This is a genomic window from Microbacterium sp. NPDC086615 (genome assembly GCF_040686055.1).
Taxonomy (GTDB): domain Bacteria; phylum Actinomycetota; class Actinomycetes; order Actinomycetales; family Microbacteriaceae; genus Microbacterium.
Genome location: NZ_JBFBJJ010000015.1, coordinates 70423 through 94813, shown reverse-complemented (window position 1 = coordinate 94813; position 24391 = coordinate 70423). Strand labels below are relative to the sequence as shown.

The window sequence follows — 24391 nt, the reverse complement described above, 5'->3', positions numbered from 1 at the left end:
ACCTCGCCCGAGCCGACCGATCATTACAAAGACACAAAGTCAGTCGGTGGCTGAGTCAGACCCGAACGAAGCACTATCAGTCTCAACGTCGGAGGCCCCGGCTAGCCTGGATCGGTGCCCGCTTCCTCCGCCCTCTTCCAGGGCCAGACCCCGCTCGCTGTCCGCATGCGGCCGACGAGTCTCGATGAGGTCGCGGGCCAGGGCCACCTCCTCCGTCCGGGCTCGCCCCTCGTCACCCTCGCCAGCACCGACTCCTCGGCATCCGGGTCCGCCGTCTCGGTGATCCTCTGGGGACCGCCCGGAACGGGGAAGACCACCCTCGCTCAGGCCATCGCGCGGTCCTCGGGACGACGCTTCGTCGAGCTGTCGGCGATCACCGCCGGCGTGAAAGACGTCCGCGAGGTCATGCAAGAGGCCCTGACCCAACGCGACTTGTACGGACAGTCGACGATCCTCTTCCTCGACGAGATCCACCGCTTCACGAAGGCCCAGCAGGACGCGCTCCTGCCCGGGGTCGAGAACGGTTGGGTCGTCTTGATCGCGGCCACCACCGAGAACCCCTCGTTCTCGGTGATCTCGCCCCTGCTGTCGCGGTCGCTCCTCCTGACCCTCCGACCCCTCGGCGACGATGACCTCGGGGCGCTCGTCGATCGCGCGGTGACGGATCCGCGTGGGCTCGCCGGTCGCGTCGTGCTCGACGACGAGGCGCGCGCAGCGCTCGTGAGACTCGCTTCAGGAGACGCGCGGCGCGCCCTCACGGCTCTCGAGGCGGCAGCCTCCGTGGCGGGTGACGACGCCGGGCTCGCGGAGACGGCGGAGAACGACGACGACGATCCGGATGCCGTTGCGCCCGCCGCCACGTCCGAGGTCGCCGACCCGCCCGTCATCACCGCCGATCACATCGCGCAGGCCGTCGACCGAGCCCTGTTGCGCTACGACCGCCAGGGCGACGAGCACTATGACGTCATCAGCGCCTTCATCAAGTCGGTACGCGGATCGGACCCGGACGCGGCGATCCACTACCTCGCGCGGATGATCGAGGCCGGGGAGGACCCCCGATTCATCGCTCGACGGCTCGTGATCTCGGCCGCCGAAGACATCGGCATGGCCGACCCGCAGGCGCTGCAGATCGCCGTGGCCGCCGCCGACGCCGTCGCGTTCATCGGCATGCCCGAGGGCCGGATCCCGCTCGCCGAGGCGACCGTGTACCTCGCGACCACGGCGAAGTCGAACGCCGCGTACAACGCGATCAACGCCGCCATCGCCGACGTGCGCGCGGGCGGCTTCGGGCGCGTCCCGATGCACCTGCGCGACGCGCATTATCCCGGGGCGAAGCGACTCGGTCACGGCAAGGGATACAAGTACGCGCACGACAGCGAGATCGGCATCGTGAGTCAGCAGTACCTCCCCGACGAGCTGCGTGGCCGGCGCTACTACGAGCCCACCAACCACGGGGCCGAGCGTGACGTGTCGGCGCGGCTCGAGAAGATCCGCCGCATTCTCGACGGCGGGTGAATTCCGGGGCGTTCGGGCGGGTTCGGATCCCTACCCGTGCCACAGTGTGTGCCCGTGATCGTGCTCCTCGCCGCTGCCGCCGTCCTGGCCCTCAACCTTTATGCGGTCGTGCTCGTGCTCCTTCGCGCGGCCGTCTATCGCGTACGCCTGTACCGTCCGATGCTGCTGAACGTGGGCTTGTCGTTCGTGCCGGTTCCGCTGTCGCTGGTCGCCGGCGTCGGCTTCCTGCTGTTCGTGGAGTACCGCAGCCATGCGCTCGACAACGCCTCCCTGCTCGAAGGTGTGCTGGCGGTCATGGCGCTCGCTGTGCCCACGGGCGCGTGGCTGCTGCTGTTCCCCAATTCGGTCTACCTGATTACCGAACTGAACTTCAGCCATCGCGTCGAGAACACCCCGGTGCCGCTCTGGTACGACATCGTCCAGACACTCGCGCTGACGTTGTCGGGGATCGCGAACGCGATCCTCAGCCTGGCCCCCCTTCAGATGTTCGTCATCATCGGCCAGCAGAGCGGGGACCGGATCACCGTCGAGAGCTGGGTCTTCGCCGGCATCGTCATCCTGCTCGGAGCCGTGGGGGTGTACCTCGGCCGGTACCTGCGCTTCAACAGCTGGGATGTGCGGCATCCGAAAGCCGTGGCGCACAAGCTCCGGTCGCACCTGCGGGAGCGGGGCAAAATGCTCGAGGCAGTCGGATTCGTCGCCACGCACGCCGTGCTGGTGGCGATGCTGTACGTCCCGCTCTTCCTCTTCGCCTGGTCCTCTTTGGTCGCGGTCGGCCTCTGATATCATTGACCGGTTCGAGACCGGGTTCTCGGGCATCCCCTCTCTTCTTCACCGACCTTCCGGCGTGCCCCGGCGTGCAGTCCGGATAGGGCGAAGAGAGGCGATACGTCCGTGAGCCGCGAAAGGCGCGGCCACGTCATCGGAAGGAGAACTTCGTGACCACGAAGTCTCAGGACCGCCGCAAGGTGCGTCTGTCGCGCGCCCTCGGCGTCGCACTCACCCCCAAGGCCGCCCGCTACCTCGAGAAGCGTCCCTACGCTCCGGGTGAGCACGGTCGCACCAAGCGCAAGGCTGACAGCGACTACGCCGTCCGTCTGCGCGAGAAGCAGCGTCTGCGCGAGCAGTACGGCATCCGCGAGAAGCAGCTGCGCATCGCGTTCAACGAGGCACGCCGCACCGACGGCCTGACCGGTGAGAACCTGGTCGAGCTGCTCGAGATGCGTCTGGACGCCCTCGTCGTGCGTTCGGGCTTCGCCCGCACCACCGCGCAGGCTCGCCAGCTCGTCGTGCACCGCCACATCCTGGTCGACGGCCAGCTCGTGGACCGCCCGTCGTTCCGCGTGAAGCCGGGTCAGCAGATCCACGTCAAGCCGAAGAGCGAGGGCCTCGAGCCCTTCCAGGTCGCCGCCGCCGGTGGGCACGCCGAGGTGCTGCCCCCCGTTCCCGGTTACCTCGAGGTCGACCTGTCGACGCTCCAGGCGAAGCTCCTGCGTCGCCCCAAGCGCGCCGAGGTGCCCGTCACGTGTGACGTGCAGCTCGTCGTCGAGTACTACGCCGCCCGCTGATCCCAGCGAGCACACGAAGGGCGTCGGGTTCTCCCGGCGCCCTTCGTCGTTACAGCTCGCGCTCCCGCCGCCTTTGGTGGTTTCCTCGTCGTGCGTGCGCAGCATTCGTTTGCCCGAGATGGCCGGTCTTGGCTGGCGCCGGCGACCGTCTGCGGCAAACGAACGGCGAAAGCGTCTGTTCGTTTGCCCGAGATTGTCGGTGCGAGGTCGAGCCGCCGACCATCTGCGGCAAACGAACGCGAGAGGAACATCCGCAGAAGATCTCTCTGAAGCGGCGCACGACGACCGTCGCCTACGATGAAGGATGCCGCGACCGCGGCGCTGTATCGAGGAAGAAGTGGTGATCGTGAAAAGCCTCGTCTGGTTCGCCTTCGGCATCGTCGGCGGTTTCGTCGCCGCTCACCTGGTGAACAAGGACCCCCGCGGTCAGGAGCTGTTCGCGCAGCTCGATTCCCGCATCAGCGAGTTCACCGATCGCATGAGCGACGCCTACCACGAGCAGGAGATCCGCCTGTCGGAGATCGTCGACGACGTCAAGGGCGTCGCCGCCTCCGCGAGCACGTCCCTCGGTACCGCCGCCGACGCGGCGCGCTCGGCTTCCTCGTCCGACTGACCTTCCGGCATCCCGCCCCCGGCGCCGGGGGAGGGTCCGCACGCCCATCGAAAGATTCGCCATGAAAACCGCCGAGATCGCCCAGCGCTTCCTCGACTTCTTCGAGAAGAAGAACCACACGATCGTCCCCTCGGCCTCGCTCGTCACCGACGACCCGGCCCTGCTGTTCACCGTGGCGGGCATGGTGCCCTTCATCCCGTACCTGAGCGGTGTCGTTCCGCCGCCGTACCCGCGCGCGGCCGACGTGCAGAAGTGCATTCGCACCAACGACATCGAAGAGGTCGGCAAGACGCCCCGCCACGGCACCTTCTTCCAGATGCTCGGCAACTGGTCGTTCGGCGACTACTTCAAGGAAGACGCGATCCGCTACGCGTGGGAGCTGCTGACCGCCCCCGAGTCCGAGGGCGGCCTCGCCTTCGACCCGAAGGATCTCTGGGTCACCGTCTACGAAGAGGACGACGAGGCTCACGACCTCTGGCTGAAGCTCAGCAGGCTGCCCGAGGATCGCATCCAGCGCCTCGGCAAAGACACGAACTACTGGTCGACCGGTCTCCCGGGTCCGGCGGGCCCGTGCTCCGAGATCTTCTTCGACCGTGGCCCGGCGTACGGCATCGACGGGGGACCGGCGACCGACGACGACCGCTACGTCGAGATCTGGAACCTCGTGTTCATGCAGTACGAGATCACGAACGTGCGGTCGAAGTACGACTTCGACATCGTCGGCGAGCTGCCGGCGAAGAACATCGACACCGGCATGGGCCTGGAGCGCATCGCGTTCATCAAGCAGGGCGTCGACAACATGTACGAGACCGACCAGGTACGCCCGGTCCTCGATCTCGCCGCAAAGCTCGCGGGCAAGTCGTACGGTGCCGAGTCGCACGAGGACGACGTGCGCCTCCGCATCGTCGCCGACCACGTCCGTTCCTCGCTCATGCTGCTGGCCGACGGCGTGACGCCCTCGAACGAGGGACGCGGGTACATCCTGCGGCGCATCATGCGTCGCGCCATCCGTTCGATGCGCCTGCTCGGCGTCGAGGGCCCGACCTTCCCGGAGCTGTTCGCCGCGTCGCGCGACGCGATGAAGGAGTCGTACCCGGAGGTCGAGGCCGACTACGCGCGCCTGTCGGCCTACGCGATCGCCGAGGAGCAGACGTTCCTCCGCACGCTGGCGGCCGGATCCGCCATCCTCGACCAGTCGGTGGCCGAAGCGAAGAACGGCGGGGGCACGACGCTGTCGGGTTCCGAGGCGTTCCTGCTGCACGACACGTACGGCTTCCCCATCGACCTCACGCTCGAGATCGCCGAAGAGGCGGGCCTGAGCGTCGACCGCGGAGCCTTCGACCAGCTCATGCAGGAGCAGCGCACCCGCGCGAAGGCCGACGCCCGTGCTCGCAAGGGCGCGATCGCCGATCAGAGCGCGTACCGCGAGTTCCGCGCGCTGGGCGAGACGGTGTTCACCGGATACACCGAGCTGCAGACGGAGTCGACCGTGCTCGGCATCCTGGTCGACGGTCAGGGAACGGATCGCGCCTCCGCCGGACAGATCGCCGAGGTCATCACGGCCGAGACCGCTCTGTACGCCGAGTCGGGCGGCCAGGTCGCCGACAAGGGCACGATCGTGGGGCCGGGGTACGAGCTCGAGGTGCTCGACGTGCAGCGCCCCGTGCCGGGGCTCATCAGCCACACCGTCGAGGTCACCACCGGTGAGGTGTCGGTCGGTTCGCCCGCCACCACCGTGGTCGACGCCCTCAACCGGCACTCGGCGCAGCAGGCGCACTCCGCGACGCACCTCGTGCACGCGGCGATCCGCGACACCCTCGGCAAGACGGCGACGCAGACCGGCTCGCTCAACCGCGCCGGATACATGCGCTTCGACTTCAGCTGGGGCTCGGCGCTCTCGCCCGCGACCCGCACCGAGATCGAGGACATCGCCAACAACGCCGTCCGCGACAACCTCGAGGTCACGACGCGCGTGATGTCGCTCGACGAGGCGAAGGCCGCGGGCGCCATGGCGCTGTTCGGCGAGAAGTACGGCGACACGGTGCGCATGGTCGACATCGGCGGTCCCTGGTCGCGCGAGCTCTGCGGCGGCACGCACGTCGCCCGCAGCTCCGAGATCGGCCTGGTCAACCTCGTCGGCGAGCAGTCGGTCGGCGCCTCGAACCGTCGCGTGGAGGCGCTCGTGGGCCTCGATGCCTTCCGCGACCTGGCGGCGGAGCGCGCGATCGTGTCGCAGCTGTCGACGTCGCTCAAGACACCACGCGAGCAGCTCACGACCCGCATCGCGGAGCTGGCGGCGAGCCTCAAAGCGGCCGAGAAGAAGATCGCCGCGTTCGAGGCACAGGCCCTGACCGGTCGTCTGCCCCAGCTGGTCGAGGCGGCCGTCGCCGTCGGCACCGTGCGCGTCGTCGCACAGAGTCTGGGGGAGGGCGCGTCGGCCGACGATGTGCGCTCGCTCGCCCTGCAGGTGCGAGACCGTCTCGGGAGCGACCCGGCCGTCGTCGCCCTCGCCTCGGTCGCGGCCGGGCGCGCCACGGTCGTCGTCGTGACGAACGAAGCCGCCCGCGAACGGGGCCTGGCCGCCGGTGCCCTCGCGAAGGCCGCCGCGGGGGTTCTCGGCGGCGGCGGGGGCGGTCGCCCCGACGTCGCGCAGGGCGGCGGAACGGATGCCACGGCTCTGCCGCAGGCGCTCGAGGGCATCGTCGCGGACGTGCGGGCGACCACCGCGTGACGGCGTTTCGGCGCGGCATCCGTCTCGGGATCGATGTCGGGCGCGCCCGTGTCGGTGTCGCCCGCTCCGACCCGGACGGAGTACTCGCCGTCCCTGTCGAGACGGTTCCGCGCAAGGGCGAGCCCGTCCGCCGCATCGCCGCCCTCGCCGCGGAGTACGAGGCGTTCGAGGTGCTCGTCGGCCTGCCGCTGAATCTCCGCGGCGAGGACACGCCCTCGACGACCGACGCCCGCAGGTTTGCGCAGGCTCTCGCCACCGCATTGCCGATGCCCGTCCGGCTGGTCGATGAGCGTCTGAGCACCGTGTCGGCGCACGGTGTGCTGAGAGAGGCAGGACGTTCCCAGCGGGATTCTCGTAGCATTGTGGACCAAGTCGCCGCTGTGGTGCTGCTGCAGCAGGCGCTCGACGTGGAGCGACAGTCCGGTGACCCGGCCGGACCCGCCGTCACACCGGGACAGGAGCCCGCCTGACATGCCCGAAAACGACCCCAACGCCAACGACCCCCTCGCCGACCTGTACGGACGGCTGCCCGACCCGCGCGCGGCCGCTTCGGACGGCGCGCGGCGACGGTCGCCGTCGACGGACGAGTCGCCCGCCGCGCCCGAGCCGGAGACGCCCGTGTCGCGCCGCGCCGCGCGAGCTGCTCGCGCGCAGACAGGACCCACCGCGGCACAGACCGGTGTGCCCGCTCCGGCGCAGAGCACGGAATCCGTCGCCTCGACGCCCGCCGCCTCCCGGCCGCGAACGACGGCGCCGACGAACAACGCGGCGCCGACTCCGTCGGCCGGCGCCGCCACGCGCCCCGCCGCGGCACAGCCCGGCCCCGCTCGAACCCCCGCCGAGACGGCTCGTCGAGCGGCCGCCGCGGAGCAGCCCACGCAGCAGATCCCGACCACGCCCGCTGAGCGCGAGCCCGCTCTCGTCGGCGCAGCGGCTGCCGGAGTGTCGGCCGGACGGACGGCGAACGACGGCACCGTACCGAGTGGCTCGCTCGAGGACCTCTTCACCGGCCGCGCCCACACCGACCAGATCGGCGCCCCCGCTCCCCGGAAGCCCAAGAAGCGTCGCCGCACCGGCGGGTGGATCGCCCTCGGGATCGTCCTCGTGGTCATCGGCGGCCTCGTGGGCGGCGGCTTCGCCCTGTGGAACACCTACGGCGACCGGGTTCAGGCGTTCCTCGGCACCGGCGAGCCCCTCGACTACGGGGCGGGCATCGCCAACGGCGAGGCCCGCGTGACGATCGTGGCGGGGGACACCGGCGAGTCCGTCTCCCCGAAGATGTTCGACGCCGGCGTGACCAAGGCCTCCAACTCGCTCTACAAGTACATGGTCGACAATTCGGTCGGCTTCACCTTCCAGCCGGGTGTCTACAAGCTGCAGAAGCAGATGACGTCCGAGGCCGTCATCGCCGCACTCCGCGACCCGGCGAACCGCCTCGACAACTCCGTGCAGCTGCGCGAGGGCCTCACGCTCACCCAGTCGCTCGACGTGATCTCGGAGCAGACGGGCATCGCGCGCGCCGACCTCGACGCGGCCGTCGCCGATCCGTCGCAGTACGGCGTCTCCGCCTCGTCGCTCGAAGGATGGATCTTCCCCGCCACCTACGACTTCGACGAGGGCGTCGCCGCGAAGGACGTGATCGCGCGCATGGTCCAGCGCACGGTGCAGTCGCTCGATCAGGCGGGAGTGCCCGAGAGCGACCGCGAGCGGATTCTCATCATCGCGTCGATCATCGAGCGCGAAGCGCGCAACCCCGACGACTTCTACAAGGTCTCGCGCGTGATCGAGAATCGCCTCCAGCCCGACAACGACGAGACGCACGGCCTTCTGCAGATGGACTCGACCGCCCAGTACGGCGTCGGAGAGATCGGCGCGGGAAGCTCGTCGTCGTCCGAGAACGCGCTCACCAGCGACAACCCATGGAACACCTACATCCACCCGGGTCTGCCGGTGGGGCCGATCGCCAACGCGGGTGACCTCGCGATCGACGCGGCCATGCACCCCGTCGACGGACCGTGGTACTACTTCACGACCGTCAACCTCGCGACGGGAGAGACGGTCTTCTCGACGACGTACGCCGATCAGCTCAAGGCCGTCGACCAGTTCCAGCAGTGGTGCCGCGACAACCCCGACGGCGGATGCTGAGCGCCGACCGGCTCGCCGTCTGGGGGGACCCGATCGATCACTCACGGTCGCCGTCGCTGCACGCGGCGGCGTACCGCGAGCTGGGGCTGTCGTGGACGTACGGGCGGCAGCGAGTGACCGAGGCGGATTTTGCCGTCCGCCTGGGCGAGTTGGACGGCACCTGGCGCGGGCTCTCGCTCACGATGCCGTTGAAGAACGTCGCCTTCCGCGCCGCTGTCGAGCTCGACGACGCCGCGCGGCGTACGGGCGCCGTGAACACGTTCCTCCTCACGTCCGACGGACCGCGCGGGTTCAACACCGACGTCGGAGGCCTGGCGCGCGCCCTGCGCGAGGCGGGCGTGGCTGAACCGGGCGTGGCGCGCATTCTCGGAGCAGGCGCCACGGCGACTTCCGCGGTGATGTCTCTCGCTGAGCTCGGCACGCGGCGCGTCGAGGTCGTGGCCCGTCGCCCCGAAGCCGTCATCCCCCTGAGGGACCTGGGGGAGTCCGTCGGTGTCGAGATCTCACGCGCGTCGTTCGACGATCCCCGGATGCCAGCGCCCGTCGATGTGACCGTCGCGGCTCTCCCGGGGAAGGTCGACGTGGGTCCCGGCATCCGTCCCTTCGCCGAGAACGGCGGGCTGCTCGTCGACGTCGTCTACGGCAACTGGCCGACCGCCCTCGCCGAGCAGTGGCGCGCCGCGGGGAACGAGGCGATCAACGGGCTTCCGATGCTGCTGCACCAGGCGCTGCTGCAGGTGCGCATCTTCGTCGGCGGCGATCCGGCCGTTCCCCTCGAGCGCGAGGACGCCGTGCTGGCCGCGATGCGCATCGCGCTCGTGGGAGACTAGACGAATGCTTCGCGTTCTCACGGCCGGCGAGTCCCACGGCCCCGAACTGATCGCCCTCATGGAGGGGATGCCGGCGGGCGTTCCCATCTCGTCCGCGCAGATCCGCGCAGAACTCGCGCGTCGCCGGCTCGGCTACGGCCGCGGCTCGCGCATGAAGTTCGAGGAAGACGAGCTGACGCTGTCCACGGGCATCGTGCAGGGCTACACGATCGGCAGCCCCATCGCGCTGCGCATCGGCAACACCGAGTGGCCGAAGTGGACCGAGGTCATGAGCCCCGAGCCCGTCGAGCTGTCGGACAAGTCGCGCGGTCGCGGTGCGGCGCTGACGCGTCCGCGTCCGGGTCACGCCGACCTCGTCGGCATGCAGAAGTACGGCTTCGACGAGGCCCGGCCGATCCTCGAGCGTGCGTCTGCTCGCGAGACCGCCGCGCGTGTGGCCCTCGGGGCCATCGCCCGCTCGTTCCTCGGCGAGCTCGGCATCCGGCTCGTCAGCCACACGCTCTCGATCGGACCCGTTCGTGTTCCCGATGACGCCGCGATCCCCGCGCCCGACGACGTCGACCGCCTCGACGCCGACCCGCTGCGGTGCTTCCACCCCGCGACGAGCGAGGCGATGGTCGCGGAGATCGATGACGCCAAGAAGGCGGGTGACACCCTCGGCGGTGTCGTCGAGGTGCTCGCCTACGGTCTGCCCCCGGGGCTCGGCTCGCACGTGCAGTGGGACCGTCGACTGGATGCCAAGCTCGCCCAGGCGCTCATGAGCATCCAGGCGATCAAGGGCGTCGAGGTCGGCGACGGCTTCCTCACCACCACGCGCCGTGGCTCGCAGGCGCACGACGAACTCTTCGCCACGGAGGACGGCATCACGCGTTCGTCCGACCGCGCCGGCGGCACCGAGGGCGGAATGTCGACCGGTACGGTGCTGCGCGTGCGCGCCGGCATGAAGCCGATCGCCACGATCCCGAAGGCGCTGCGCACCGTCGACGTCGCGACCGGCGACACCGCGGCGGCGCACCACCAGCGCTCCGACGTCTGTGCGGTTCCCGCGTCCGGTGTCGTCGCCGAAGCGATGGTGGCTGTGACGCTCGCCGACGCCGTGCTCGAGAAGTTCGGGGGCGACAACATCGCCGAGACGCGTCGCAACCTCGAGTCGTACCTCGCGAACCTCCCCGAGACGCTGCGCACGAGCGACGCGTCCGACGCCGCGCTGCTCGCGCATGACCCCGCCTGAGCCGGTGGACCAGGCGACGACGATCCCGGATGCCGGGACCTCGGCTGTCGTCCTGATCGGGCCGATGGGCGCGGGGAAGACCAGCGTCGGGCGCCGTGTCGCGCGCGCCCTTGGCACGCCGTTCACCGACACCGACAAGCTCGTCGTCCGCGACCACGGCCCGATCCCGGCACTGTTCCGTGCCCACGGCGAGCCGCACTTCCGCGCCCTCGAGCGTGAAGCCGTCGCCGAGGCGCTGACCCGCGGCGGTGTGGTCGCGCTGGGCGGGGGTGCGGTCCTCGACGCCGTGACACGCGAGCGGTTGCGAGAGCACCGGGTCGTGCTGCTGACCGTGGCGCCGCACGTCGTGGCATCCCGGATCCACGGAGACGATCGGCCGCTCCTCGGCGGTGAAGACCCCGTCGCGCGCTGGCTGCGGATCTTCGAGGAACGGCGACCGGTCTACGAAGAGACGGCCGACATCGCATTCGACACCTCGTCGGGCCCGCTCGCGCGGGTCGTCGACGACATCGTGGCCTGGGCACGCCGTGTGCCGGCCGGAGAGACGGCATGACCGACACCACCACCATCAGCGTCGCCGGCGACTCCGGCTACGACATCACGATCGGCCGCGGCCTTCTGGCCTCGCTCGGAGAGGTGCTGCCGGCGGCCGCGCAGAAGGTGCTCGTGGTGCACCCGCCGACGCTCGCGAAGCAGGCGGAAGAGCTGCGCGCGCAGCTGATGGGAGACCGCCAGGTGCTCCTCGCCGAGATCCCGGATGCCGAGGCCGGCAAGCGCGTGGAAGTCGCGGCGTTCTGCTGGCAGGTGATGGGGCAGGCCGACTTCACGCGGACCGACGCCGTCATCGGGTTCGGTGGGGGAGCGGTCACCGACCTCGCCGGTTTCGTCGCGGCGACCTGGCTGCGCGGCGTCGCCCTCGTGCAGGTTCCGACCACCGTGCTCGGCATGGTCGACGCTGCCGTCGGCGGCAAGACGGGCATCAACACCGCGGAGGGGAAGAACCTCGTCGGGGCGTTCTGGCCGCCGGTCGCCGTGGTGTGCGATCTCGACCTGCTCGACACGCTGTCGAAGAACGAGGCGACGGCCGGGTTCGCCGAAGTCGTCAAGGCGGGTTTCATCTGGCATCCGGAGATCCTCGATCTCATCGAGGCCGACCCGTCGGGGATCGTCGATCCGCGCGGCGACGCGTTCCGCCGCTGCATCGAACTGGCGATCGACATGAAGGCGCGGGTCGTCGGTGAGGACCTGCGCGAGGCGGGGCTGCGCGAGGTGCTCAACTACGGGCACACGCTGGGCCACGCCATCGAACACGCCGAGCGCTACCGCTGGCGTCACGGCGCCGCGATCTCGGTCGGAATGGTGTTCGCAGCGGAGCTGTCGCGACTGGCCGGACGCCTGTCCGACGACGTCGCGCAGCGCCACCGCACGGTGCTCGAGTCGCTCGGCCTGCCGACGACCTATCGCGCCGGGGCGTTCCAGACGTTGAAGGCGACCATGCAGCGCGACAAGAAGAGCCGCGGCAGCATGTTGCGCTTCATCGTGCTCGACGACCTCGCGCGGCCGACGGTGCTGCAGGCGCCGGATGAGTCGCTGCTGTTCGCCGCGTACCAGGAGGTCGGCGCGTAGGTTCGGCATCCGCCGGCGCGCTCGACATCGGGTTCGTGGATTCCGGATGCCATGGCATCCGCCGCTCTTCCCTCACTTGCGCGCGGCCCGTGCCGGGCACGGGGATGCGTCGCAGATCCGGAGATGCGCCTCGGATCCGGACGATTCCCCCGGGATGCTCCGGATCCGCGACGCGTCTCCGGTTCTGCGACGGGGAACGGCCCCGCCTCCCGAAGGAGACGGGGCCGGTTCCACGCTGAGGGTCAGACCCCCGCGGGCACACGCTCCTCGGCGCGGAGGCCGAGCTGTGCGGTCGGCACGTTCTTCGTCTCGCGGGCCGTGAGGGCGCTGACCGAGGCGATGATCGCGATGACGGCGGTGAAGAGGCTGATGACGACCCATCCACCCGCTCCGCCGCCGCCGAGGGCGGCGACGATGCTCGGCGCGAACCCGGCCATGAGGAACCCGAGCTGCGTGCCGATCGCCATGCCCGAGAAGCGGACGCGCGTGCTGAACATCTCGCCGTAGAAGGAGGGCCACACGGCGTTGGCGGCGGCGTACCCGCACGAGAACGTGAGGACCGCGAGGCCGAAGGTGAGAAGGTCGTTCCCGGCCCCCATCGACAGCATGTAGAACGGCATGAACGCCGCGGACGACAGGGCGCCGTAGATGAAGACGGGCTTGCGACCGATGCGGTCGGCGAGCTTGCCGAACAGCGGCTGCGTGAAGAGAGCGACGACGTTGGCGACGACGACGAGCCACAGCGTGACGCTCGCGGCGAGCCCGACCTCTTTGCCGTAGGCGATCGCGAGGGTGCCGAAGACCGTGGACACCGCGGCGATGAACGCGCAGAAGATCACGCGGAGCACGTCGCGCCAGTGGTTCTTCAGCAGGGGAACCAGCGGCATCCGCGCGATCTGTCCGGTCTCCTTGGCCTGTTCGAACTCGGGCGTCTCGTGCAGGCTCCGTCGGATGAAGAAGGCCACGATCACGACGACGGCGCTCAGCCAGAACGGCACGCGCCATCCCCATGAGAACTTGATGTCGTCGGGGAGCGCGACGACGGGGATGAAGACGAGGGCGGCGAGGATCTGACCGCCCTGCGTTCCCGTGAGGGTCCACGAGGTGAAGAAGGAACGGCGTCCGTCGGGGGCGTGCTCGAGAGTGAGCGACGACGCTCCCGCCTGCTCGCCCGCCGCCGACAGCCCCTGGGCCAGACGGCACAGCACGAGCAGGATGGGTGCGAACCAGCCGATCTGCGCGAAGCCGGGCAGGCAGCCGATCACGAACGTCGACAGGCCCATGAGGAGCAGCGTGAACATCAGCACCTTCTGGCGGCCGATGCGATCCCCGAAGTGACCGAGGATGACGGCGCCGACCGGGCGCGCGATGTAGGCGAACCCGAAGGTCGCGAACGACATCACCAGTGCCGCTTGGTCGCCCGACGGGAAGAAGACCGTGGGGAAGATGAGCGCGGCGGCCGAGCCGAACAGGAAGAAGTCGTAATACTCCACGGCACTTCCCATGAAGCTGGCGGTGGCCGCCTTCACGGGAGTCTTCCGCGTCGTTGCGGTGGTGGTCATGGGGTGTGCTCCTTAGCGAGGAATGGCGGGGCTGGCGGGCGAGTCGGCGGCCACCAGGTCGAGGAAATGGGCGGTCATGCGATCGGGGTCGGGTCGCGTCCCCGTGATGAGGGCGAACGCATCGACGGCCTGGTGGACCGCCATACGTCCGCCGCTGAGCGTGCGGCAGCCGCGCTCGCGCGCGGCGACGAGGAGTTCGGTGTCGAGCGGGCGGTACACGATGTCGGCGACCCAGAGGTCGGGGCGCAGCAGCGCGGCGTCGAGGGGGAGCCCCGGGTGCTCGGCCATTCCTACCGGGGTGCAGTGCACGAGGCCGTCGGCACCGTCGAGCACCTCGCCGAGGCGACCCGGCGTCGCGGTGTCGACGGCGGAGAGCGGATGCCGCGAGCCGAGGTCGTCGGCGAGCGCGGTCGCGCGTGCGGAGTCGAGGTCGACGATCGTCAGTCGAGCGGTCCCGAGGCGCAGCAGCGCGTCGGCGACGGCGGACCCTGCGCCACCCGCGCCGAGCTGGACGACGTGCCGGGTTGCGGCATCCGGGAGCCCGTCGGTGAAGGCTGCGGCGAAGCCGGTCGTGTCGGTGTTGTAGCCGACCCGCCCGGTGGGTGTGAACAGCACCGTGTTGACTGCGCCGAGGGCGGCGGCGACGGGGTCGATCCGGTCGAGGTGGGCGAGGACGCTCTGCTTGCACGGGTGCGTCACATTGACGGCGTCGTAGCCGAGGCGCTCGGCCCACGCGAGCACGTCGCCGATGCGCTCGGGGTCGATGCCCAGGGCGGTGAGGTCGAGCGGGCGGTAGACGTAGGTCAGCCCCAGCGCGCGAGCTTCGGCCATGTGCATCGACGGGGTGAGCGAGGGGAGGACTCCCGTGCCGATGAGGCCGACGAGATACGGGTGCGCGTCGATCACGGTACTCCTTCGTGTCCGTGTGGCGGTTATGTACTAACCGGTACGTTCAGAGGAAACCACGCTCACGCCGCGGTGTCAACGACGAGATCCCAGATGCCGTAGATCCGGGGCGCCCCGCGAGCACCCCGGTGGCTTCGACAGGCTCAGCCACCTGTGTCGCGAGGCCCCTGAGCTCGCCGAAGGGTCCGGGCCCCGCGAGCATCCCGGTGGCTTCGACAGGCTCAGCCACCTGTGTCGAGAGGCCCCTGAGCTCGTCGAAGGGTCCGGGCCCCGCGAGCATCCCGGTGGCTTCGACAGGCTCAGCCACCTGTGTCGAGAGGCCCCTGAGCTCGTTGAAGGGTCCGGGGGCCGGCGTGCCCCTCCGCGCGATCAGCGCGCGGGTGCGGTCAGCCAGCCGACCACCACGTCGCCGAGAGCGGCGCGGAGGTGCACCCGACGCTCGGGGGAGGCGAGGTCGACATCGAAGAGGTGCCCGAACGTGTACTGGTTGGCGACCTGGAACACGCAGTACGAGCTGATGACGAGGTGCACGTCGATCGCGTCGACGTCGGAACGGAAGACGCCGGCGGCCCGCCCGCGCTCGAGGATCTCGTCGAGGAGCCCCTTCGCGGGCTGCGACAGCGTCCGCAGGCCCTCGATCTGCCGGATGAACTCGCCGCGGTGGATGTTCTCGATCGCGACGAGACGGATGAACGCCTCGTGCCCGACGTGGTGGTCGAAGGTCAGCTCGGCCAGCGCGCGGATGGCATCGACGGGATCGGCGTGATCGACGTCGATCGCGCGCTCCGCCTCGCGGATACCGCGGTAGGCCTCTTCGAGGACGGCGCGATAGAGCCCTTCCTTTCCGCCGAAGTAGTAATAGATCATCCGCTTCGTCGTGCGCGTGCGCGCGGCGATGTCGTCGACCCGGGCGCCGGAGAACCCCTCTTCGGCGAAGACCTCGGTCGCGACAGCGAGCAGCTCGGAGCGGGTGCGCTCGGCGTCTCTGCGTGCCTCGGCCATTCGGTCAGACTAGTGGACCCCGTTTGTACCAGATGGTACATTCGGCCGCCATGAGGACCTCGATCGCGACCGTCTGCATCAGCGGGACGCTCGCCGACAAACTCCACGCCTGCGCCGACGCCGGCTTCGACGGCGTGGAGATCTTCGAACCCGACCTGCTCGCAGCGCCCGAAAGCCCCGAAGAGATCGCGGCCCTGGCCGGACGTCTGGGTCTGAGCCTCGATCTCTATCAGCCGATGCGTGACGTCGAGGGCGTCGACGACGAGGCGTTCGCGGCGGTGCTGCGACGCGCCGAGGCGAAGTTCCGCCTCATGAACCGTCTCGGCATCGACCTGGTGCTGTGCTGCAGCAACGTCGCGACGGCCACGGTCGACGATGACGCCGTGTCCGCCGACCAGCTGCGACGCCTCGGCGACCTGGCGGCGGGGTATGGCATCCGGATCGCTTTCGAAGCCCTCGCCTGGGGTCGTTTCGTCGACGACTACCGCCGCGCCTGGCGCATCGTCGAGCGCGCCGACCACCCCGCGGTCGGGGTGTGCCTCGACTCGTTCCACATCCTCTCGCGCGGGCACGACCTCGCGGAGATCGCCGACATCCCCGGCGAGAAGATCTTCTTCGTGCAGCTCGCCGATGCTCCGCGCCTCAGCATGGACGTGCTCTCGTGGAGCCGGCACCACCGCCTGTTCCCGGGCGAGGGAGACTTCAACCTCGCCGACTTCACGGCCCGCATCGTCCGGGCCGGATACACCGGACCCTGGTCGCTCGAGGTCTTTAACGACACTTTCCGGCAGACCGATGCCCGCCGGACCGCCCGGCACGCACGCCGCTCGCTGCGCTGGCTCGAAGACGCGGTGTCGCGGACCCTGCCGGACGCGCCGCCCGACCTGGAAATGCTCCCGGATTCGGCGGCTCCGTCCGGAATTGACTTCATCGAGGTCAAGGCCGAAGACACCTCGGCGATCGAGGAGTTGCTCGCGCAGCTCGGCTTCACCTCGCGCGGACGCCACCGCACGAAGCCGGTGACCCTGTGGACGGCGGGGGAAGCCCGCGTCATCCTCAACGAGCAGCACGCTCGCGGGTGGGAACCGCGTCTCGCCGCGATCGGGCTCGAGGTCGACGACGCCGAAGCGGTCGATCTGCGCATGAGCGAGCTCGGCGTGCCGCGCGCCTACCGCCGCACGTACGCGACCGAGGAGCGCCTCGACGGTGCGGTCGCGCCCGACGGAACCGAGGTCTACTGGGCGCAGGCCGCCGACGAGGGAGAGCCCGCCTGGGTCGCGGAGTTCGAGCACGGCGAGCCACGACGCGACACCGCGATCGCGGGCGTCGACCACGTGAGCCTGAGCCAACCGTGGGATGCCATCGAAGAGGCGACCCTGTTCTACACCGCGGGCTTCGCCCTCCGCGTCGACAGCGCGACCGAGGTGCCCGGCCCCCGCGGCCTCGTCGCCAGTCGCGTGCTCGTCGCGCCGGGTGGCGGGGTGCGTCTCCCGCTCAACGTCGCGCCGCCGATCCTCGCCGCCGAGCGGGCCGGGGCGGCTCTGCCGCAGCATGTCGCCTTCGCCTGCGACGACGTCCGCGCCGTCGCTCGCGCCTCGCGGTCCCGCGGCTTCGCGCCCCTCGAGATGCCCGCCAACTACTACGACGACATCGCCGCACGATTCGACCTCAGCGCTGCCGCCGTCGACGAGTTGCGCGAGCTCCATCTCGGTTACGACCAGGATGCCGCGGGCGAATACCTGCACTTCTACACGCGCACGATCGGCGAGGTGTTCTTCGAGTTCGTCGAGCGCATCGACGCCTACGCGGGCTACGGAGCCGGTACCGCCCCCGTGCGCCTCACCGCGCAGGGACGGCGCTGATAGCGTGCCCGACATGACCACGCCCCGCCGCCTGCTGCTCGTCAACGGTCCGAACCTCAACCTGCTGGGCACGCGTCAGCCCGAGATTTACGGGCGCGAGACCCTCGCTGATGTCGAACGGGTCACTGCCGAAGCCGCCCAGCGCCACGGCATCGAGGTCCGGGCCCTGCAGAGCAACCACGAGGGCGTGCTCATCGATGCCATCCACGACGCGCGGCTCGACTGCGCCGGCATCGTGATCAACGCCGGGGGACTCACGCACACCTCCGTCGCGCTGCGCGACGCGCTGGCATCCGTCGCCCTCCCCGTCGCCGAGGTGCACATCTCGAACATCAAGGAGCGCGAGAGCTTCCGTCACTTCTCGTACATCGAGGACGTCGCAGCCGTGCACGTGATCGGCGAGGGCGTCCCGGGGTACGCGCGGGCCGTCCACCTGCTCGTCGACGTCATCAGCGGCCGCGCGGACGGCTGAGCGCGCTGCTGCCGACCCGCGCGCAGACGACTGGTCGCGCGCGGTCGCCCGCGCCCGAGCAAGGCATCGCGTAGACTGGACCGCTGGGTGTGCGCCAGAGCGCCGCCTCCCCTCACACGAAACGGAACACCGGCACTCATGGCATCCACCGCAGACATCAAGAACGGCGTCGTCCTCAGCATCGACGGTCAGCTCTGGAACGTCGTGGAGTTCCAGCACGTCAAGCCCGGTAAGGGTGGCGCGTTCGTCCGCACCAAGCTCAAGAACGTCATGAGCGGCAAGACCGTCGACCGCACGTTCAACGCCGGCGCCAAGGTCGACATCGAGAACGTCGACCGCCGCGACTTCACGTACCTGTACAACGACGGCGAGGGCTTCGTCTTCATGGACGTCGCCGACTACGACCAGATCACCGTGGGGGCCGCCACCGTCGGCGACGCCGCCAACTTCCTGCTCGAGAACCAGCAGGTGCAGATCGCGCTGAACAACGGAAACCCGCTCTACATCGAGCTCCCGCCGTCCGTCGTGCTTGAGGTCACCTACACCGAGCCGGGTCTTCAGGGCGACCGCTCGTCGGCCGGCACCAAGCCCGCCACCGTCGAGACCGGCTACGAGATGCAGGTTCCGCTGTTCCTCGAGACCGGCACGAAGATCAAGGTCGACACTCGCACGGGCGAGTACCTCGGCCGCATCAGCTGACCTTGTCCGCCCGCACAAAGGCGCGCAAGCGCGCCCTCGACATCCTCTTCCAGGCCGACGTGCGCGGCGAGGAGCTGCCGATCATGCTGGCCGCCGAGGCGAAGCGCGCCTCTTCCGAGCCCGACCGTCAGGCGTCCTGGCTGTACGCCCGCGACATCGTCGACGGCGTGATCGACAACCGCGACGCGATCGACGAGCAGATCACCACGTTCGCCAAGGACTGGTCGCTGCAGCGCATGCCCGCCGTCGACCGCGCCCTGCTGCGCATCGGCACGTGGGAGATCCTCTACAACGACGAGGTGCCGACGGCCGTCGCGATCGACGAAGCGGTGGAGCTGGCCAAGGAGTTCTCGACCGACGACTCCGGCTCGTTCGTGCACGGCGTGCTGGCGCGGATCGCGCGTTCGTCCTGAGCCCTCGCGACGTGTCCCGACGCGGCCCCGACGTTTCGTCGGCGGCCGCGTCGCGGCGTTTCGGCGTGAACGCGTTGGCGGGGTGCGCGCACCGCGGCGAGTCAGCGGCGTGCGCGCGCGGCCGCGAGTCAGCGGCGTGCGGGCGCGGCCGCAAGTCGCGCATAAACGCTGTTCGCGCACAGAAACGCGAGCACAGCGTGTTTCTGTGCGCGAATCGCGTTTATGCGTGGTCCGGGACCCCCGCGAGCCCGCTCGCACGGCCGGCGATGTCGGAAGCGTCGGGCAGGATGCTCCCGTGACCACCTGGCGCGACCTCCTCCCCGGGGGCGAGCCGGCCGCCTACGAGCCGCTCGCCCTCGGCGTCGAGCTGCGCCAGCGCGAGGCCTACGACCCCGCGCGGTGGGAGGCGCGGGCGGTCGTGCCGGTGACCCCGCGCATGCTCGCGCGCCGCCGCGACGATCTGCAGCTCGTCGCGCGTCCCCTCGTGCGAGGCGCGCGCGAGGCGTGGATCCGAGCGGATGCCACGTGGGATGCCGTGCGTCGATCCACCACGCGCTTCGACCCCGCGCACGTGCGGTGGTTCGCCGAGCTCCACGCCCTCGCTCAGGCCCTTCGCACCGCCGGACCGTTCGCTCCCTCCGGCGACACGATCGCCCTCGACGCCGTCGACTCGCCCCTGCTGTGGCCGCACCTGGCCGCGGCCGAGGGGCTCGGCATCCGGATCGTCCCGATGCACGCGCAGCAGACGGTGCGCCTCGCGCGCACGGCGACGGCGCGGGTGGCGCTCGACGCGGTCGGCGGGGGAGCGCTGCGCGTCTCGGCCGATCTCGAGATCGACGGGCGTCCCGTGGATGCCGCGCATGCCCGCGCCGTGGGCACATCGGGGGTCTTCGCGTTCGAGGTCGACCGCGACCCCGTGCCGATCGTCCTCGCGGCCGTCGACCTTCCGTCGCCGCTCCCCGCGCTGATCGGCGGCAGGGTCGTCGACGTCGTCGCCGCCGAAGCGACGGAGTTCGTGGCCGAGATGTATCCGCGCCTCGCCCTCCGCGCCCCGCTCTCGGTCGGCGCCGGAGTGCCGCCCCCGCCGCCGGCGCGCCCGACGCTGACCGTGGAGGTCTCGTACCTCGACGACGACGCCGTGCAGTACCGGCTCGACTGGGTGTATCCGGGCGGCTTCCGAACCGTGTACGACGACCAGAGCGAGAACGTCGAGCGCGACGCGCGCGCCGAGGCGCAGATCGGCGAGCGGTTCGAGACGGCGTGGATGGCGGCGTCCGACCTGCCCCTGATGCCGAAGGCTCTCCTGCGCGACGCGGACGCCGCGGTCTTCGGTTCCCGCGTGCTGCCCGCTCTCGACGTGGTCGACGAAGTGCGGGTGCGCACTCGGGGCACGCAGCCGACCTTCCGCGAGCTGCGGGGGGATCCGTCCCTGCGCATCACCGCGGTGGAGTCACTCGACCGCGACTGGCTCGACCTCGGCATCGTCGTGACGATCGACGGCCGTCTCATCCCCTTCGGCGTGCTCTTCAGCGCCCTCTCACGGGGGCGCACGCGCATCAAGCTGTCGGACGGCGCCTGGTTCTCGCTCACGCACCCGGCTCTGCAGAGGCTTCGAGAGCTGCTCGAGGAGGCCGCGGCGCTCGACGAGTGGGAGACCGGGCCGCGCCTGCCCCGCACCCACCTCGCCCTGTGGGCCGAGTTCGAAGACCTCGCCGACCAGTCCGAGGCTGCGGTCGAGTGGCGGCAGCTGGCGCGAGCGCTCCGTGACGTCACCGAGGTACCGCGAGTGTCCACACCGCCCGGATTCCGAGCGGAGTTGCGCCCGTACCAGCGCGAGGGGTTGTCGTGGCTCGCGCTCCTGCACGCCCACCGGCTCGGCGGCATCCTGGCCGACGACATGGGCCTCGGAAAGACGCTGCAGCTACTCGCGGTCATCGCCCACAGCCGCACCCGCGGCGACGCGCGACCGTGGCTCGTCGTCGCGCCGACGTCGGTACTGCCGACCTGGCGCGACGAGGCCGCACGTTTCGCCCCCGGCCTGCGGGTCGCGGTCGTCGAGGCGACCGCGGTGCGCCGCGAGAGGTCCATCGCCGAGATTTCGGGCGACGCGGACATCGTCGTCGCGTCCTACGGCGTCGTGCGGACGGATGCCGACGAGTTCGCCGCGCCGCACTGGTCGGGGGTGGTGCTCGACGAGGCGCAGTTCGTGAAGAATCCGGCGACGCGTATCCATCGCGCGATCGCCGCCCTGCGCACCGACGCGGTGTTCGCGGCCACCGGCACTCCGATCGAGAACGGGCTCGACGATCTGTGGGCCCTCCTCGCGCTGACGGCACCGGGGTTGTTCCCCTCGATCCGTCAATTCCGCGAGGACTACACGCGCGCGATCGAGCAGCTGCCGTCGGACGCGCCCACCGCCCTCTCTGCCGCGGCAGCCGGGGAGCATCGCGAGAAGACCCTCGAGCGACTTCGGCGCCGGGTGCGGCCGTTCCTCCTCCGCCGCACCAAGGACGTGGTGGCGTCCGATCTTCCGCCGAAGCAGGAGCAGGAGATCGCCGTGCCGCTCGGCCCGGCCCACCGCGCGGTGTACGACCGCGTGCTGCAGCGCGAGCGTCAGAAAGTGCTCGGGCTGCTCGACGACCTCGATCGGCAGCGCTTCATCGTGTTCCGTTCGCTGACGCTGCTGCGCATGCTCGCGCTCGCCCCCGGTCTCGTCGACGAACGCGACGCGCACCTGGGATCGGCGAAGCTCGACGTGCTGCTCGAGCGACTCGTCGAGGTCGCCGCGGAGGGGCACCGCGCGCTCGTCTTCAGCCAGTTCACGTCCTTCCTCGACATGGCGGCCGAGAGATTGGATGCCGCGGGCCTCGCCTACGCTTACCTCGACGGGAGCACCGCCCGGCGCGGTGACGTGGTCGCGGGCTTCCGCGCGGGGGAGGCGCCCGTGTTCCTCATCAGTCTGAAGGCCGGCGGCTTCGGCCTGACCTTGACCGAGGCCGAGTACGTTTTCGTGCTCGACCCGTGGTGGAACCCCGCGGCCGAGGCGCAGGCGATCGACCGCGCGCACCGCATCGGCCAGGACAAGAGCGTGTTCGTCTACCGGCTGATCGCGGCCGGCACGATCGAAGAGAAGGTGCTCGCCCTCCAGCGCCGGAAGGCCGCACTGTTCGACACGGTCATCGACGAGGGGGAGGCGTTCGCCGCTTCCCTCGACGCGTCGGACATCCGGGGGCTGCTGGGGCCGTGAGACGAGCGCACCGAACAGACGCGATGCGGCGCCGCGCGCACCGCTGACCCGCGATCGATCCGCGGCGGCGAGTCCGCGGCATCCATTGGTCGCTCGAACCGCCGCGACTCCCCACGGCCTTCCAGCCGGCCCCGCGTAGACTCGTCAGGTTCCGTCCACGACACAGGAGCGACATGAGAATCACCGGCCTCGGCCACGCGGGAATGTTCATCGAGACGGCGGGCGGCAGCATCCTCTGCGACCCCGTCATCGGTCCGAGCTTCTTCGGCTCGTGGTTCCCGTTCCCCGACAACCGCGCTCTCGACTGGGAGCGCTTCGGCAAGGCGGACTTCCTCTACATCTCGCACCGCCACCGCGACCACTTCGACCCGGCGATGCTCGAGCGTTACGTGCCGAAGGACGTCAAGGTGCTCCTTCCCGAGTACCCGACCGACGATCTCGAGCAGGACCTCATCGCCCTCGGTTACACGAACCTCGTTCGCACCGAAGCGGGTGTTCCGCTGCAGTTCGGTGACCTGAAGCTCATGGTCACCCCGCTTCGGGCCCCCTCGGACGGCCCGATCGGCGACTCGTCGCTCTCGCTCGACGACGGCACGGCATCCATCCTCAATCAGAACGACTCGCACCCGCTCGACCTCGAGAAGCTGTTCGACTTCGGCAAGCCCGACGCGTACTTCACCCAGGTCTCGGGCGCGATCTGGTGGCCCATGGTCTACGACCTGCCGCAGGATGCCAAGCAGAACTTCGCGCAGCTCAAGCGCGACGCGCAGAACAAGCGCGCGATGTACTACATCGAGAAGGTGGATGCCGAGCACGTCTTCCCCATGGCCGGTCCGCCGATGTTCCTGCGCGAGGAGCTGTTCCGCTACAACGGCACGGGCCTCGAGAACGATTCGATCTTCACCGATCAGCGCGAGTTCCTCGCGCACATGAAGGAACAGCGCCCCGGCCAGAAGGGCTACCTGTTCCTCCCGGGCACCGAGGTCGAGGTGCACGGCTCCGACGTCACCGTCACCCAGACGCTGTACACCGACGAAGAGATCGAGCGCGTCTTCGGTGACAAGTGGAACTACCTCGCCGAGCAGCGCGACAGCCGTCAGGCCGAGATCCAGGCGGAAGAGGCATCCCGTGCCGAGATCATCCCGCCGGCCGAGATGCTCGCGGCTCTGAAGGAGTGGTGGGAGCCGCTGCTGCGCCGCGCCCGCACGATCCGCAACGGCGTGGGCGGGATGGTGCGCTTCCGCATCGGCGAGCTCGACATGGTCGTGGACTTCCCCAAGGCGAAGCTGCGCGAGTACGCGGGGGAGGAGTGCATCTACTGGTACACGATCCCCGCCGACCTCGTGTCGACGAACATCCGCGATCACGAGATCGACTGGTCGAACTCGATCTTCCTGTCGATGCAGTTCGAGGTCGGCCGCTCGGGCAAGTTCAACGAGTTCCTCACGACCTTCCTCAAGTGCCTCTCGCGCGACCGCATCGAGTACGTCGAGAACTGGTACGCCGAGCAGAGCGACCAGACCGAGGATGCCGAGATCGACGGCTGGACCGTGCAGCGTCGCTGCCCGCACCTGCGCGCCGACCTCACCAAGACCGGCAAGATCGAGGACGGCGTGCTGACGTGCTCGCTGCACGACTGGAAGTGGGACCTGGCCTCGGGTCGGTGCCTGACGACGACGGGGCACCCAATCCGCTCTACGCCGAGCAGGGAACGCCGCGCCGCCGAGGCCGCGGAGGTCGCCGCGGGCTGAGTCCCCGGCATCCGTATTCCGCACGTCGCGCTCCGGTGATGGGGCGGCGCCGCGGGCCCGTCGACGCATAAACGCTCTCCGCGCTCAGAAACACGTGCACACCGCGTTTATGGTCGCGAACAGCGTTTATGCGTTTGCATCCGGATGCCGAACCGAACACTCGGCACGCACCGGATCCACGCAACACCCGGGCACCCACCCGCTAAGCTGGACGACGA

Annotated in this window: 20 protein-coding genes; 17 read left to right on the top strand and 3 right to left on the bottom strand. The window is 69.9% G+C overall.

What is annotated here, in order from left to right; all coding sequences use genetic code 11:
- The first annotated feature begins 114 nt into the window (after positions 1-114).
- The 11 genes from AB0O24_RS14775 (at position 115) to aroB (ending at position 12259) form a co-directional block, all read left to right on the top strand.
- Entirely contained in the window at positions 115-1515 is a 1401-nt protein-coding gene (locus AB0O24_RS14775; protein ID WP_363375881.1) for a replication-associated recombination protein A, read from the top strand.
- Positions 1516-1551: 36 nt separating this feature from the next.
- The gene (locus tag AB0O24_RS14770) at positions 1552-2298 is read left to right on the top strand and encodes a DUF1361 domain-containing protein (RefSeq protein ID WP_363375880.1); all 747 of its coding nucleotides are present in this window, start codon (positions 1552-1554) and stop codon (positions 2296-2298) included.
- 155 nt (positions 2299-2453) lie between these two features.
- Positions 2454-3083: a 30S ribosomal protein S4 gene (rpsD, locus tag AB0O24_RS14765; protein ID WP_058595701.1), complete on the top strand. Its 630-nt coding sequence runs from the start codon at positions 2454-2456 to the stop codon at positions 3081-3083.
- A gap of 340 nt (positions 3084-3423) precedes the next feature.
- Entirely contained in the window at positions 3424-3696 is a 273-nt protein-coding gene (locus AB0O24_RS14760; protein ID WP_275800501.1) for an ATPase, read from the top strand.
- A gap of 61 nt (positions 3697-3757) precedes the next feature.
- Positions 3758-6427, top strand: coding sequence for an alanine--tRNA ligase (alaS, locus tag AB0O24_RS14755; RefSeq protein WP_275800503.1), 2670 nt, complete (start codon positions 3758-3760; stop codon positions 6425-6427).
- Positions 6424-6897, top strand: coding sequence for a Holliday junction resolvase RuvX (gene ruvX / locus AB0O24_RS14750; protein ID WP_275800506.1), 474 nt, complete (start codon positions 6424-6426; stop codon positions 6895-6897). Before alaS ends, ruvX begins: the two co-directional genes overlap by 4 nt.
- A gap of 1 nt (position 6898) precedes the next feature.
- The gene (gene mltG, locus AB0O24_RS14745) at positions 6899-8572 is read left to right on the top strand and encodes an endolytic transglycosylase MltG (RefSeq protein ID WP_275800509.1); all 1674 of its coding nucleotides are present in this window, start codon (positions 6899-6901) and stop codon (positions 8570-8572) included.
- The gene (locus tag AB0O24_RS14740) at positions 8566-9402 is read left to right on the top strand and encodes a shikimate dehydrogenase (RefSeq protein ID WP_275800510.1); all 837 of its coding nucleotides are present in this window, start codon (positions 8566-8568) and stop codon (positions 9400-9402) included. The genes mltG and AB0O24_RS14740 overlap by 7 nt, the downstream gene beginning before the upstream one ends.
- A gap of 4 nt (positions 9403-9406) precedes the next feature.
- On the top strand, positions 9407-10633 hold the full coding sequence (aroC, locus tag AB0O24_RS14735) for a chorismate synthase (RefSeq protein ID WP_275800512.1): 1227 nt from the start codon (positions 9407-9409) through the stop codon (positions 10631-10633).
- Positions 10620-11186, top strand: a complete 567-nt coding sequence (locus AB0O24_RS14730; protein WP_363375875.1) for a shikimate kinase — start codon at positions 10620-10622, stop codon at positions 11184-11186. The genes aroC and AB0O24_RS14730 overlap by 14 nt, the downstream gene beginning before the upstream one ends.
- Positions 11183-12259: a 3-dehydroquinate synthase gene (gene aroB / locus AB0O24_RS14725; RefSeq protein ID WP_275800514.1), complete on the top strand. Its 1077-nt coding sequence runs from the start codon at positions 11183-11185 to the stop codon at positions 12257-12259. The genes AB0O24_RS14730 and aroB overlap by 4 nt, the downstream gene beginning before the upstream one ends.
- Before the next feature lie 242 nt (positions 12260-12501).
- Here aroB and AB0O24_RS14720 read toward each other — a convergent pair whose 3' ends face one another.
- The 3 genes from AB0O24_RS14720 to AB0O24_RS14710 form a co-directional block, all read right to left on the bottom strand.
- Positions 12502-13821 (bottom strand): MFS transporter, encoded by a 1320-nt coding sequence (locus AB0O24_RS14720; protein WP_363375872.1) that lies wholly within the window; start codon positions 13819-13821, stop codon positions 12502-12504.
- A 12-nt stretch (positions 13822-13833) separates the two neighbouring features.
- A complete protein-coding gene (locus AB0O24_RS14715) occupies positions 13834-14727 on the bottom strand; it encodes a shikimate dehydrogenase (RefSeq protein ID WP_307386437.1) in 894 nt (297 codons plus the stop codon).
- Between the two features lie 369 nt (positions 14728-15096).
- Positions 15097-15729, bottom strand: a complete 633-nt coding sequence (locus AB0O24_RS14710) for a TetR/AcrR family transcriptional regulator (RefSeq protein WP_363375870.1) — start codon at positions 15727-15729, stop codon at positions 15097-15099.
- A gap of 50 nt (positions 15730-15779) precedes the next feature.
- Between AB0O24_RS14710 and AB0O24_RS14705 the strand changes: the two genes are divergently transcribed.
- The 6 genes from AB0O24_RS14705 to AB0O24_RS14680 all read left to right on the top strand — a co-directional run bounded on the left by AB0O24_RS14705 (position 15780) and on the right by AB0O24_RS14680 (position 24173).
- Positions 15780-17591: a TIM barrel protein gene (locus AB0O24_RS14705; protein ID WP_363375868.1), complete on the top strand. Its 1812-nt coding sequence runs from the start codon at positions 15780-15782 to the stop codon at positions 17589-17591.
- Positions 17592-17604: 13 nt separating this feature from the next.
- Positions 17605-18063 carry a type II 3-dehydroquinate dehydratase gene (aroQ, locus tag AB0O24_RS14700; protein ID WP_363375865.1) on the top strand — a complete coding sequence of 153 codons (459 nt, stop codon included), beginning with the start codon at positions 17605-17607 and terminating at the stop codon, positions 18061-18063.
- A 138-nt stretch (positions 18064-18201) separates the two neighbouring features.
- Positions 18202-18762, top strand: a complete 561-nt coding sequence (gene efp, locus AB0O24_RS14695; protein WP_013586614.1) for an elongation factor P — start codon at positions 18202-18204, stop codon at positions 18760-18762.
- A 2-nt stretch (positions 18763-18764) separates the two neighbouring features.
- Complete coding sequence (gene nusB, locus AB0O24_RS14690; RefSeq protein ID WP_058595714.1) at positions 18765-19175, top strand: transcription antitermination factor NusB; 411 nt, start codon at positions 18765-18767, stop codon at positions 19173-19175.
- A gap of 295 nt (positions 19176-19470) precedes the next feature.
- The gene (locus AB0O24_RS14685; RefSeq protein ID WP_363375863.1) at positions 19471-22422 is read left to right on the top strand and encodes a DEAD/DEAH box helicase; all 2952 of its coding nucleotides are present in this window, start codon (positions 19471-19473) and stop codon (positions 22420-22422) included.
- A gap of 173 nt (positions 22423-22595) precedes the next feature.
- A complete protein-coding gene (locus AB0O24_RS14680) occupies positions 22596-24173 on the top strand; it encodes an MBL fold metallo-hydrolase (protein ID WP_363375860.1) in 1578 nt (525 codons plus the stop codon).
- Positions 24174-24391 lie beyond the last annotated feature (218 nt).